The sequence below is a fragment of the Micromonospora sp. CPCC 205739 genome (genome assembly GCF_036906795.1).
Taxonomy (GTDB): Bacteria; Actinomycetota; Actinomycetes; order Mycobacteriales; family Micromonosporaceae; genus Micromonospora.
In genome coordinates this window covers 132,468-144,452 of sequence record NZ_JBAKHS010000014.1, presented here as the reverse complement: position 1 = coordinate 144,452, position 11,985 = coordinate 132,468, and the positions used below count along the sequence as shown (strand labels likewise).

11 protein-coding genes are annotated in these 11,985 nt (G+C 69.9%); 6 read left to right on the top strand and 5 right to left on the bottom strand.

Features of this window, described 5'->3' with window-relative positions:
- Window positions 1–546 precede the first annotated feature (546 nt).
- Window positions 547–1,359 carry a SigB/SigF/SigG family RNA polymerase sigma factor gene (locus V6U88_RS20805; RefSeq protein ID WP_334455354.1) on the bottom strand — a complete coding sequence of 271 codons (813 nt, stop codon included), beginning with the start codon at window positions 1,357–1,359 and terminating at the stop codon, window positions 547–549.
- A gap of 519 nt (window positions 1,360–1,878) precedes the next feature.
- On the opposite strand from V6U88_RS20805, the gene V6U88_RS20800 reads away from it, so the two are divergent.
- Window positions 1,879–2,928, top strand: coding sequence for a fatty acid desaturase family protein (locus V6U88_RS20800; RefSeq protein ID WP_442934666.1), 1,050 nt, complete (start codon window positions 1,879–1,881; stop codon window positions 2,926–2,928).
- Window positions 2,929–3,062: 134 nt separating this feature from the next.
- On the opposite strand, the gene V6U88_RS20795 is transcribed toward V6U88_RS20800, so the two are convergent.
- From V6U88_RS20795 to V6U88_RS20780, 4 genes are all read right to left on the bottom strand, one after another.
- Window positions 3,063–3,248: a hypothetical protein gene (locus V6U88_RS20795; RefSeq protein WP_334455352.1), complete on the bottom strand. Its 186-nt coding sequence runs from the start codon at window positions 3,246–3,248 to the stop codon at window positions 3,063–3,065.
- A gap of 217 nt (window positions 3,249–3,465) precedes the next feature.
- Complete coding sequence (locus V6U88_RS20790) at window positions 3,466–4,251, bottom strand: hypothetical protein (protein ID WP_334455351.1); 786 nt, start codon at window positions 4,249–4,251, stop codon at window positions 3,466–3,468.
- A complete protein-coding gene (locus tag V6U88_RS20785; protein ID WP_334455350.1) occupies window positions 4,241–4,768 on the bottom strand; it encodes a DUF6114 domain-containing protein in 528 nt (175 codons plus the stop codon). Before V6U88_RS20785 ends, V6U88_RS20790 begins: the two co-directional genes overlap by 11 nt.
- A gap of 71 nt (window positions 4,769–4,839) precedes the next feature.
- Window positions 4,840–5,394, bottom strand: coding sequence for a DUF6230 family protein (locus tag V6U88_RS20780; RefSeq protein ID WP_334455359.1), 555 nt, complete (start codon window positions 5,392–5,394; stop codon window positions 4,840–4,842).
- 582 nt (window positions 5,395–5,976) lie between these two features.
- Between V6U88_RS20780 and V6U88_RS20775 the strand changes: the two genes are divergently transcribed.
- The 5 genes from V6U88_RS20775 to V6U88_RS20755 all read left to right on the top strand — a co-directional run bounded on the left by V6U88_RS20775 (window position 5,977) and on the right by V6U88_RS20755 (window position 11,944).
- A complete protein-coding gene (locus V6U88_RS20775) occupies window positions 5,977–6,621 on the top strand; it encodes a C39 family peptidase (protein WP_334455358.1) in 645 nt (214 codons plus the stop codon).
- Between the two features lie 392 nt (window positions 6,622–7,013).
- The gene (locus V6U88_RS20770) at window positions 7,014–9,131 is read left to right on the top strand and encodes a cache domain-containing protein (protein ID WP_334455357.1); all 2,118 of its coding nucleotides are present in this window, start codon (window positions 7,014–7,016) and stop codon (window positions 9,129–9,131) included.
- Window position 9,132: 1 nt separating this feature from the next.
- Window positions 9,133–10,371 carry a poly-gamma-glutamate synthase PgsB gene (gene pgsB / locus V6U88_RS20765; protein WP_334455349.1) on the top strand — a complete coding sequence of 413 codons (1,239 nt, stop codon included), beginning with the start codon at window positions 9,133–9,135 and terminating at the stop codon, window positions 10,369–10,371.
- Window positions 10,371–10,856 carry a poly-gamma-glutamate biosynthesis protein PgsC/CapC gene (locus V6U88_RS20760; protein ID WP_334455348.1) on the top strand — a complete coding sequence of 162 codons (486 nt, stop codon included), beginning with the start codon at window positions 10,371–10,373 and terminating at the stop codon, window positions 10,854–10,856. The genes pgsB and V6U88_RS20760 overlap by 1 nt, the downstream gene beginning before the upstream one ends.
- A gap of 35 nt (window positions 10,857–10,891) precedes the next feature.
- Window positions 10,892–11,944 (top strand): NlpC/P60 family protein, encoded by a 1,053-nt coding sequence (locus V6U88_RS20755; RefSeq protein ID WP_334455346.1) that lies wholly within the window; start codon window positions 10,892–10,894, stop codon window positions 11,942–11,944.
- Window positions 11,945–11,985: the final 41 nt, after the last annotated feature.

Sequence of the window (11,985 nt, the reverse complement as noted above, 5' to 3'; positions counted from 1 at the left end):
ACCGGTGCTTCAGCGGCGCTCGCGCCGGTGCCGCTGACGATCAGCACGGCGACGGCCGCGCCGCCGGCGGCGACGGCCGTCAGCGCTGACAGGAGCGCCCGTCGAGGATGGCGGATTGATTTGACTGTCACGACATGCCCTTTCGCGAATGCGTCTCACCGGACGCCGATGGAGCGGCGTGGCAGACACACCGATTCGCAGGTGTAGTTATTCGGACCTTTACACATCTAATGCCGAAAGTTCGCATAACGGCGTAGATGGCTGCGCGAAAGGCGGCCCGTCGGGAGTTCGGTCCGGCTGAGCGGCCGATCCCGGTTGGATGATCGCTGTCCCTGCCGACGTCAGCCGTCATCGCTCAGGCCAATCGCGGGTCCGGACGCATCGGACGATGTTGCCGTCGGCTTCGGACGGCGCCGTTGTGGACGTACGCCGCCGCCCGGTCGCACGTGCGGCGACCGGGCGGCGGGAGCGTACGAAGGATCAGGCGGTGTGGGTGGAAGCGCGGTCGGCGCGCTACGAGGCGCTGACGGGCCCGGGACCGGCGGTTCAGAAGCGGTCGTCGGCGAGATGGACGCGCAGGGTGGCCAGCGCCCGGGTGATGAGCCGGGAGACGTGCATCTGCGAGATGCCGATCTGCTCGGCGATCTGGCCCTGGGTGAGATTGCCGTGGAAGCGCATGCTCAGGATCCGGCGTTCGCGTTCCGGCAGGGTGGCGAGGGCCGGGCCGAGGGCGACGCGGAGCTCGACGGTGTCGAAGTCGTGGTCGAGCGCGCCGAGGGTGTCACCGAGCTCCATGCTGCCGTCGGCGCCGGTCGGGGTGGAGAGCGAGGTGGCGCGGTAGGCGCGGGCCCCCTCCAGTCCTTCCAGGACCGCCTCCTCGGGCAGGTCGAGGTAGGTCGCGATGTCGGCCACGGTGGGGGAGCGGCCCAGGGTGTGGGTGAGGGTGCTGTTCGCCTCGGTGATCGACAGGCGCAGCTCCTGCAGGCGCCGGGGCACCCGCACGGCCCAGGTGCGGTCACGGAAGTACCGCTTGATCTCGCCGATGACGGTCGGGATGGCGTACCCGGTGAAGTCGACGCCCCGGGTGGGGTCGAAGTTGTCGACGGCCTTGATGAGCCCGACCACGGCGGTCTGGGTCAGGTCCTCGTCGTGCACGCCGCGTCCGGAGTAGCGGCGCGCCAGGTGGCGGGCGAGCGGCAACCACGCCTCGATGGCGCGTTCCCGCAGCGCCGGGCGGCTCGGGTTGCCGGCCGGGGTCGCGGCCATCGCGGCCAGGAGGGCGTCCGCGCTGTCGGCATCCTGCGCGCTGCTGCGCCGGCCGAAGCGGGTAGCGGTCGTCGGTTCGGTGATGGTGACCATGGGGTCGGCCTTCCCGCACGTGCCCGCTGATCGAAACGACCGGAAGATCTCCGAACCGGCTGACGCCGGAGCGCACGTACGGGCTGGTGCGCCATCGCAAGGCCACGATCACGGGCCTCGCCACCGCGTCATGTCGTTCACTTGATGCGGCGAACGCTACCCGAAAGATCGAATAATTACTAGCCGAAAGTATGAGGCGGCGGGGGTGGGGATCCGGATCACCCGATCCGCCCCGGCGGGGTTCCGTGATGGCTGACACTGAAGGTGAATCGCCGCGGCGGGCGGTCGGACAGCCGACCGGCCGGGAGGGGGAGTGCACCGTGACATCCGGATCGATGAGCCAAAGGATCAAGGGTCTGCTCAACAGCCCGAAGAGTCGTGACCTGATCGGGCGTGGCCGCAGCCAGGCGGCGAAACCCGGCACCCAGCGGAAGCTTCAGCAGCTCATGGGCCGTCTGACGAGGCGTTCGGGCCGACGCCCCTGAGCCGGCGGGCGGACTGCGACCAGCGGGAGTGGCGATTGTGAGTGACACCAGCCTTGGCGCCGACCGCCAGCGGGGCAGTGCCTACGCCGACCTGTCCCGGCAGGTCCGGGCGGCGGGTCTGCTCGAGCGGCGGCGGGGACACTACAGCCTGCGGATCGGCCTCGTCGTCGGTTCCTTTCTCGGACTGTGGGGCCTGTTCTTCCAGCTCGGCGAATCGTGGTGGCAGCTGGCTGTCGCGGCGGCCCTCGCCGTGGTCTTCGCGCAGGCCGGGTTCGTCGGCCACGACGCCGGGCACCGGCAGATAGCCCGTACGCGGCGCGGGAACGACCTGATCGGCATCCTGCACGGCAACCTGCTGACCGGCCTCAGCTACGGCTGGTGGATGGACAAGCACAACCGGCACCACGCCCATCCGAACACCGAGGGCAAGGACCCCGACATCACCGTGGCGCCCCTGTCCTTCACCCGCGGTCAGGCCCGGCGACGGCGCGGCCTCGGTGCGCTGGTCGTCCGCTACCAGGCCTACCTGTTCTTTCCGCTGCTCCTGCTGGAAGGCCTGCACCTGCACGCCAACAGTGTGCGGGCAGTCTTCTTCGGCGGGCGCCGCATCGCGCGTCGGCCCGCGGAAGCCGGACTGCTGGCCCTGCACCTGGTCGGCTACCTCGCCGCGGTGTTCCTGGTGTTGAGCCCGGCGCAGGCGGTCGCGTTCATCGTGGTCAACCAGGGGCTGCTCGGCCTCTACCTCGGCTGCTCCTTCGCCCCCAACCACAAGGGCATGCCCATCCTCGATGCCGACGACGACCTCGACTATCTGCGAAGGCAGGTCCTGACCTCCCGCAACGTCCGCGGTGGGTTCCTCGTCGACGCCCTGCTCGGCGGTCTGAACTACCAGATCGAGCATCACCTGTTCCCGAGCATGCCGTGCCCCAACCTGCGCCACGCCCGGCCGTTGGTCCGGCGGTTCTGCGCCGAGCACGACATCGACTACCACGAGACCACGCTGGGCAGCTCCTGGGCCGAGGCACTGCGCCACCTGGACGACGTCGGAGCCGGTGACCCGCGGACGGACGCCGCGACGCGCTGAGCACGGTGCCTCGGTGGAGCAACACGTGCCCACCTCGGAGGTGCTGCGCGGCGTCGTGGCGTACCCGGGTTGACGAACTGGACGGCGAGCCGCACGCGGCCGCCGGCGATCGCGCTGCGGACGCGGGAGACGGCTCAGTCGCGCTCGTCCGGGTCGGCACCCCTCGGCGCGGTCGCCCGGACCGGCGTCACCGCGAACGGATGGCGTAGCCGCCGCATCGCCTCATCGCTGCCGTCGAAAGTCAGCCCCGGGTCGTCGAGCCCGTCGCCGGTCGTCGTGGCGAGAAACAGCGCCGGTTGCACCTTGCCGTTCGATGTCATGCGGGAGTCCTGTCTGCAGCAGAGGAGGAGATCGAGCCGCCGGCAGATCCTGCCGGGCGAGCTCGGGACGCGCGTGGCGCTCGCAATGGCGCCCGATCAGGGTGTCTCGATCTCGGGCGACCGCCCGGCGACACCGACACGCCACACCATACCCGGCGTCGCCATCGACCGCGCGCCGCTGCGGCGGACCGGTCGCCCGGTGCACACCTGCACGACCTCACTGTCGGGGGAGGCCGAGTTCGAGCCGTGGGGAGGCGGTCAGTGAGTCGGCCCGGAGGAAGACCAGGTCGATCGCCGGTTCGGTGAAGGTGACCGGGCCGGACGAGGCGGCGGCGAACCGGTCCGGGAGTGGCAGGTCCGGACCGAGCGTGATGGTGGCCCCGGAGAGCCGGCCGGCGAATCGGGTCGCATAGAAGGCGACATCGCCCTGCAGCGTCAGACGGTCGGCGGTGAAGCGCATGGTCCGGCCCGACGGGCCGGGCGCGCGGAGGAGGACATCGTCGGTGACAGCCCGGTTCATGCTGACCTTCAGCGCCCGCAAGGTGCCGTCGGCGGTCCGGAGCTGGACGGTCCCCTCGATCCGTAGACCAGTCGCCGTCACCGTCGACCCGGTGAGCGTCGAGGTCTTCGCTGCGACGGGCGGCTGGTCGGGGTCGGGGGCGATCAGCGGCGGTCTCCTGTCGCCCTGCCCGGGTCGGCCGGGCCCGGCGGGACCGCAGCCGGTACCGGGAGCGGTCGGTGCGGGGGTGATCCGGTCGTCCGAGGTGTGCTCGGTCGGCACCGGGGTGGCCGGGGCGCATCCTTTCGCGGGTCCGGGCGCGGCCAGCAGGCCGGCGGCGCCGAGCAGACCGAGCAGGGCGGCGAAGAGCCGACGAGGCTGCCGGTGCAGCGGCGGCGCCTCCCGCTGTGCGGCTCGTGGGACAGTCCCCGCCCCATTGAGCTGCTGCGATGCGACCGCCGATCGCCGGGCCGCGCGAGGCTCGATGTCGCCCCTACCCGACATCAGTTCCTGGACCAGGGCCGCCTGCTGGCCGAAGGCGTATCGTGCGAGACGCCGAAGCTTCCCTACTCACCTGCGGCTCCGATGGCGCTGTCCGGCCGTCGGCCGGCTCGTCGACAAGGGGTGCGGCGGCGGGGACCCAACCGGCAGCCAGCGAGCTTCCGAAGAGGCCGAGCAGGGTGCCGACGAGGAAGCCGCCCAGGTTCACCCCGATCAGCGCGAAGAGCGCGGTGACCGCGGCGATCACCGCGTAGAAGATGCGGTGCTGCGGGCTGAACCAGATCAGCAGGCCGGAGGTCACCAGGACGGCGGGCACCAGCCAGGACAGGAATCCGGTCGGCCCCAGCTGGAAGGACAGGCCCTCCAGCGACATCTGCGTGGTGCCGAAGATCTCCAGTCCGGCGAGCGCGGTGAGCAGCCCGCCCCAGAACGGCCGTGTCTGCTGCCACCGGCGGAAGCCGCGCCATGCCTCGCGGGGCGAACTTCGACGGGCATCGCGTTGCGGTTTCGTGCCTCTCACGTCTGCCTCCTGCCGGTGATGTCGAGGGCCGGGATGGCGGTGCGGCTGCCACCCCGGCCCCGAGGTTCAGCTCAGAAGCACTCCTTGGCGGCCGCGCCGACGTTCACCTTCAGCTTCAGTCCGGTCAGGTTGAATCTCCCGGCCTGCGTGGAGCGGGCCACCTGGCGGAGGTTGGTGATGGTCACCGCGTCCGCCTGCTGGCCGAATGCCTTCGGGGCGCCCCGGGCACCGTCCGGCCCGCGGTCGAGCGTGGACGCGTCCTGCCCGATGTTGATGTTCGTGAACTCGGCGTCGCCCTCCAGGGACTCCACATCGATCAACAGATCACTGGCCGTGGCGGGCCTTCCGCCGCGACCGGCGTTGATGGTGAGCACGACCGGCGCGCCCGGCACCTTGACCGACTGGCAGAGGTCGAAGAGTTGCGCCTCGCGGATGCCCGTGACGGCCACCGGATGCCTCGTGCCGTCGATCTCCTCGGCGACGCCCGGGTACTGGACGAATCCCTCGCCACGTAACTCGGAGGCGGAGACCTTGAATGTCTGGCCGGAGACGGCGAAGGAGGCCGCAACGGCGCCATTGGACATGCCCACGAGGATTACGCCGGCGAGGGCGGTCGCGGGCAGCATCAGCGCGAAAAAGCGCCGCCAGCGGGTGTGACTTCTTTTTCCGGACGCATTCTGCACGGTTTCCCCTCCGTATTGTTGTCGCGCAGCGACCAAACGGACGTGATAGCCCGTGCTCTGCCCCGCAGTGTGTTTCCGGCAAATGATCCGTGTGCTCGAAAACAGCGCAGCGCTCAGGCGCAGGCCATGAAACTCGGCTGCCCAACGCTAACACGCCGAGGGTCCTGAACAGCCTTCATGTCCCGCAACATGGAGCCGTCCCGACCTGACCAGGCGGCGGCGAATCGGTAGAAGACCCCCTCCCGGCCGATACATCCGGTCGGCTGTCGGGACAACGGTGTGCGCCGGGATTCCGATTCCGCGAAACAGCCGCCGAAAGTGCTGCTGACGGAGTAGCGTCTGCCGTTTTCACCCGCCGCCCGGGGGTAACCGTCACCCGACCGCGGAGAAGGCGGTCGAGAAAGAAGCCCGGGCAGCCGGGAACTGAAGAGACGTCCGCTCTCAGACCTGAGCCGGGCGATCTCCTACCCGCCGTGCTTGCGCCTCCGGTTCCTGAGGAGGTGCCAACCGATGGGAGCTTTCACGATGAACTCACAGCGCCGTAAGACGATTCTGTCCCTTGCTGGTCTCGTCGCCACCGGTGGCTTCTTCGCCGGACCGACGACCGCTGCCCAGGCCGCGCCCGCCGAGAGCAGGCAGGTGGCCGTCGTACAGCCGGCGCCTCCTGGCGGCGAGCGGGTCCTGGAGCACGACTACGAGACCCAGCGGACCGACTACTACTGTGCCCCGGCCGCGACCCAGATCGCCCTGTCGACCCAGGACAAGAACCTCAGCCAGAAGCAGGTCGCCGAGAAGCTCGGCACCACCAGGGCCGGCACCGACTCGGCCGACGACACCACCCGGGTGCTCAACGAGCTGACCGGTGGCGGCTACGAGACCACCGAGATCAGCGGGGCCACCGCCGATCTCGGGCAGGTCAACGAGCTTCGTAAGGACGTCGTCGAGGCGGTCGACACCCGGCGCGGCGTGGTGGCCAACACCTTGGGCACCGGGGTCGACACCGACGGTGAGCGGCACTCGTTCCCGGGTGGGCACTACGTGAGCATCGTCGGCTACCGCGACGGTGGGCAGAGCATGAAGATCGCCGACCCGTACGACTCGGAGAAGCACTACTGGATGCGCAGCGACGAGGTGGCCGACTGGATCGCCCAGCGGGGTTACTCCAGCTGACGCCGACACGCGACAGGTCGCTGGCCGGTTCCGGGAAGGGGCCGGCCAGCGGTCTTGCGGCCGCTGCCCGAGCGGGCCGGGGACGCGAGTCCCCTGTCCCGGATTCATCCGGGCCGGGTGAGGTCCGTTCACCCAGCGGCGTTCCAAGATCGAGAAGACCGTGCAAAGTCCGATGCGCTCGGAAGGGATGGGTCCCAATGATGCGAGAAGGCAATGGGGACCAGACTGAGCCCGACCGTCCCACCGACCGTGCCGAGTTTCGCGGACGTGCTCCGGTAGCAGCGCGGGAGGCGGGCGCGCCGCCGCAGGACCAGGTGGTCGAGTGGCGTCGGCGTGCGTTGAACCAACAGCTGCCGGCCGCCGGGTTTCCGGCAGGATCCGGTGTGCCGTCCATGCTGTACCTGTGGGCGGCCATGTTCCTGGCAGCGGCCATCGTGCTGGGATTCGCGATCAACCACCAACGCGGCGTTCCGCCGGCCGTGGTCGATTCACAGCGGGACAACGTCTCGAAGGTCGCGACCAGCACGCGCATGACCATCCAGCACTCGGTGGAGGACCTGGACCAGCGCGTCGCCGGGCGGGCCCCGGGGACACCCGATCCCGAGCTGGTGAAACAGGTCATCGGGGACGGGGCGACCTGGAGCGGCGCGGTGATCATGGAGACGGCCAGCCGCCGTCCCCTGGCGAAGCAGGGGCCGGAACTGCCCCTGGAGCTGCTGCCGCCCACGCTGCCCGAGAACGTCTTTCCCATCAGCACGCCGGAGGGTCCCGTGCTGGTCCGCAGCATCGGACTGGACGGCACCCGGACCCTGCTGGCGATCCAACCGCTGACCGTGGACGAGCTGCGGCTCAGTCCCGACGCCCGACACGGGGTCTTCGCCATCACGCCGGACGGCAAGAGCACCCTCGTGCAGGGGGTCAGCGCGGTCGACAAGGTCCATCTGCCGACGGTGTTCCAAGGCTTCGCCGGGTCCGACGAGAGCCAGGGCCACCCGGTCAGGGTGACCGAATGGTCGGGCCGGCAGCTGGTCGTCTCCTCGGCCCCGGTGGGCAACACCGGGGTCACCCTGGCCAGCATGATCGTCGCGGAGGAGACCGGCGGGACTTCCACCGCCCAGGGTGTCCTCATCGGCCTGACGCTGTTGGCGATGGCGGTGCCGAGCTTCCTGCTGATGCGGCTCGCGCTGGTCGGCCCCGTGCGGTCGCTGCTCAAACAGGCCAAGGCCAACGCCTGCGGCGAGCCGTGCAGCAAGCGGCGGCCGCTGCGCGTGGCGGAGGCGCACCGGATCGCCCGGGCGCTGGCCTCCACCTCCGCCGACCCCGCGACTCCCACCGCCCCCCGCCGGTGGTGGCGGTGGCAGTGGCGCCCGACCGTCACCCAGGGCCTGGCCCTCGCCACCGTGCTGGCTCTGCTCTGGCCCGCCGCGGCGGTGGCCGCCACCCTCCGCGCCCCGGAGCCGTCGATCCCGGACCAGCTCGTCCGGGACGAGGAGACCCGGGCGGAGGCGGCGAGCAACCTGATGGGCAAGGCGTTGAACAACGGCCTGCAGACGGTGCTGCGCATCTCCCAGGCGGCGGAGACCAACGACCCCGCTCGGATGACTCCGCTGCTGGAGCAGGAACTGGCGGACAAGCAGCGGTTCCGCAGCTTGTACCTGGTCGACCCCAACGGCTCCGTGGTGAGCTCGGCGGGGCGCGAGCCGATCCGGAACGAGCCGCTGCGGGGTGAGTCCGGCATCGACCTGGACGACAAGACCTCCCGCGTCCCGGTGGTGTACGCCTTCCGGGTCGGCCCCAACGGGGTCGCCACCGTCGGCGAGTACAGCATCGACTACCTGCTGGAGATGCTCCGCGAGGTGGACGGGCAGGCACGCATCGTCGACGAGAATCTGCGGACGGTCTTCGACTCGGAAGGCTTCCGGGCCTTCCAGGAGCTGCAGGGCAGCGCGCGGGGAGCCGCGGCCGAGGCGCTCAAGGGCGGCACGGTCGGACGGGCGACGGGGCCCGACGGCACACCGACCCTGATCGCGGCGGCGGGCCTGAGCAAGCCCCACACGGTCACCCCGTTGAAGTGGTCACTCGTGGTGGAGCAGGACCTCAACGGTCTCCGCCTGCCGGCGAGTGACGGCCGACGGTGGACCCTGCTGGTCGCCAGCCTGACCGGAGGTGCCGTGCTGCTCACCGGGGTGTGGCAGTACTACGTCTTCGCGCGGCCGCTGCGGCGGCTCGCGGGGGAGGCCGACAAGATCAGCAGTGGCTCCGCCGGCGTGCCGATCCCGCCCCAGCGGCACGACGACATCGGTGCCCTGGCCATGTGTCTGGAGGTCTGTCGTCAGGCCCAGCACACCGGGTCCAGCCGGTTGGGTGGTGCGACCCGACTGCGCGGCAGCGAGGAGGACCCCACTGTCGTGCTCCCCACCGCACCGGGCGGAGCGGATGCCGGTCGGACCGCGCCGACGCGCGGCGGTGGGCTCTACCGGTCCGGCGCCGATCGAGATGAAAGGGGTTGACGTGGGATACCTCTACATCGTCTTCGTCCTCTGCTGTGTCGCCCTGTTGGTCGCCGGAGTGGTCGAACAGCGCAACCACTTCCGCAACCTGAGCAGGATCCCGAACCGGGTGCTGGTCAACGGCATCCGTGGCAAGAGTTCGATCACACGGCTCTGCGCCGGCGCGTTGCGCGGAGGTGGCCGGGTGGTGGTGGCCAAGACCACCGGCACCGCCGCCCGGTTCATCTTTCCGGACGCCAGCGAGGAGCCGGTCTACCGCAAGTTCGGCATCGCGAACGTGGCGGAGCAGATTGGCATCGTGCGGCGCGCCGCCGCGTACCATCCGGACGCCCTGGTCATCGAGTGCATGGCGGTGATGCCGGCGCTGCAGGAGTGCAACCAGAGCAAGCTGATCCAGTCGAACATCGGGGTGCTGTGCAACGTCCGCGAGGACCATCTCGCCGAGATGGGCCCCACGCTGGACGACGTGGCCCGCTCGCTGAGCCGCTCCATGCCGGAGGGGGGCGTCTGCATCACGGCGGAACAGGACCGGCTGGCGATTCTGCAGGAAGAGGCGGACCGGCGTAACTGCCGGCTCATCCCGGTCGACCCGGAGTCGGTCACCGACCAGGAGATGGACGGCTTCGGCTGGATCACCTTCAAGGAGAACGTGGCCATCGCGCTCGCGGTCGCCGAGCAACTGGGCGTCGACCGGCACAGCGCGCTCAAGGGCATGTGGGAGGCGCCGCCGGACCCCGGTGCGCTCTCGGTGGCGCGGGTGTTGCAGGGCGACAAGCGGCTGCGGTTCGCCAACATCTTCGCCGCCAACGATCCGGAGTCCACGCTGATGAACATCAAGCAGCTGGAGGATCAGCGCCTGATCACCCGTCCGCTGACCATGGTGATCAACTGTCGGCCCGACCGGGTCGAGCGCAACGGTCAGATGGGCGAGCTGACCGCCCGGGTGCAACCGGAGAAGCTCGTCCTGATCGGCGAGCTGACCAAGAGCGCACGATCGACCGTGCCAGCGGACCTCCAGGACCGGATCGTCGATCTGGGCGGCAAGCTTCCCTCGGAGGAACTGCTGGCAGGCGTGACGGCAGCGGCGCCGGACGAGTCGTCGATCGTCGCCGTCGGGAACATCCACGGGCAGGGCGAGGTGTTGCTCCACGAGCTGGCGACGCTGCCCAGCTGGACCTGCGAGGACGGCTCCGAGGCCGGCTCGATGCTTCGTACGCCGACCGGAGAAAGGATCCGATGATGACATTCGGCGGGGAACTCAGCGCACAGCTGGCCACGGCGAGCCTCGGCATCGGGCTGGTGTTCGCTCTGCTGTGCTACCTGACCACCAACCTCTCGCCCGGCGGGATGATCACGCCCGGGTGGATCGCCCTGACACTGATCGAGGACCAGCTCCAGGCCCTGATCATCGCGGGGATGACGATATTGACGTACCTGCTCACCCGGGTGATGCAACGGGTGGTGATCCTCTACGGAAAGCGGCTGTTCGCGGCGATCGTGCTGCTCAGCGTTCTGCTCCAGTTGACCCTGTTCGTCATCGTCCAGCGCGACCTGCCGCTGCTGTTCGCCCACCAGACCCTGGGCTTCGTCATCCCCGGTCTGATCGCCTACCAGCTGGTGCGGCAGCCGCCGAAGGCCACGATCCTGGCGACGTTCATCGTCACCGCGATCACCTTCGGGGTGGCGTACAGCGGCGTCGTCGCCGGTTTCGTGCCGGTCACCTGACCGTCCGGACCGAGTCGCGAAAGGAGATAGCGGGCATGATCAAGCGGACGTACTTTCGCAGACCGACCGTCCTACTGACCATGGTGGGGTTCGCCCTGCTGATCGTGGCGAGCACGATCACCTACGTCGTGCTGCGACCGTCTCCGGGGGACCAACCGGTGCTGACCCTGGGCGGGGCGCAGGGGTCCGACGGCCAGGTGCTCGGCGCGTCGGGCTACACCTACCAGCGCTCCACCTCACCGGATCGTACGGAGATCATCGACTCCTCCGGGCAGCCGGTCGCCATCATGACCGACGGCGCGCGGACGGTGCACGTCTACGGGCCGCAGCGGACCTTTGAGGAGCCCCGCTGGACCGCGTCGAAGGTCGAGACGGACGTGTGGGTGCGGCTGGCGCCGCAGCCCTGGCACCCCGGCGCCGAGAAGGAGAAGTGGTTCACCGACTGGCTGTCGGCGGCCCGCCACGACCGCTCGCCGGACGTCCTGTCGATCGCGATGGAGTACGTCGAGGGCGCCCCGGTGAAGACCAACAACCAGGGGCAGCAGTACTCGGGTGACGCCTCGTTCGGGCCGCTGGACCCGCTGGACCCGGACGGCCGGGCGGAGCGCTCCGATTTCTACGACTACCTGGGCATGCCCTTCACCTTCCTGGACGGAAAGATCGGGCAGCCGGAGCGCGCGCGCCTGCTGGCGCTCGACTGCTCGGGGTACCTGCGGATGGTCTACGGTCACCGGCTCGGTTATCCGCTGCGCGGCACGAACACGCCCGGTGAGGGACTGCCGCGACGCGCGTACGCGATGGCCGAATTCGGCCCGGGGGCCCAGCTGATGCCCAACTCCGGCCACCGGGCCCGCGGCTTGGACCGCCTGCTCCCGGGCGACCTGCTCTTCTTCAACGCGGGGCCGGTCATGGACGGCCACATCGAGCACTCCGGCATCTATCTCGGCATCGACGACAGTGGCCACCACCGGTTCGTCTCCAGCCGGTCGCAGGCGGACGGCCCGACGATGGGCGACCTCGCCGGCGAATCGATCCTGGACGGCGCCGGGTACTGGGCGGAGCGCTGGCGTACCGCCCGCCGGGTCTGACCCGGTTGCACATGCGGTGAGGGATGGAACGCTCGGCCGGG

Bases quoted from the DNA above. Each gene is read 5' to 3' on its own strand.
- V6U88_RS20805 (WP_334455354.1), bottom strand. From the start codon at position 1,359: ATGGTCACCATCACCGAACCGACGACCGCTACCCGCTTCGGCCGGCGC.
- V6U88_RS20795 (WP_334455352.1), bottom strand. From the start codon at position 3,248: ATGACATCGAACGGCAAGGTGCAACCGGCGCTGTTTCTCGCCACGACG.
- V6U88_RS20790 (WP_334455351.1), bottom strand. From the start codon at position 4,251: ATGTCGGGTAGGGGCGACATCGAGCCTCGCGCGGCCCGGCGATCGGCG.
- V6U88_RS20780 (WP_334455359.1), bottom strand. From the start codon at position 5,394: ATGCTGCCCGCGACCGCCCTCGCCGGCGTAATCCTCGTGGGCATGTCC.
- V6U88_RS20775 (WP_334455358.1), top strand. From the start codon at position 5,977: ATGAACTCACAGCGCCGTAAGACGATTCTGTCCCTTGCTGGTCTCGTC.
- V6U88_RS20770 (WP_334455357.1), top strand. From the start codon at position 7,014: ATGCTGTACCTGTGGGCGGCCATGTTCCTGGCAGCGGCCATCGTGCTG.
- V6U88_RS20760 (WP_334455348.1), top strand. From the start codon at position 10,371: ATGACATTCGGCGGGGAACTCAGCGCACAGCTGGCCACGGCGAGCCTC.
- V6U88_RS20755 (WP_334455346.1), top strand. From the start codon at position 10,892: ATGATCAAGCGGACGTACTTTCGCAGACCGACCGTCCTACTGACCATG.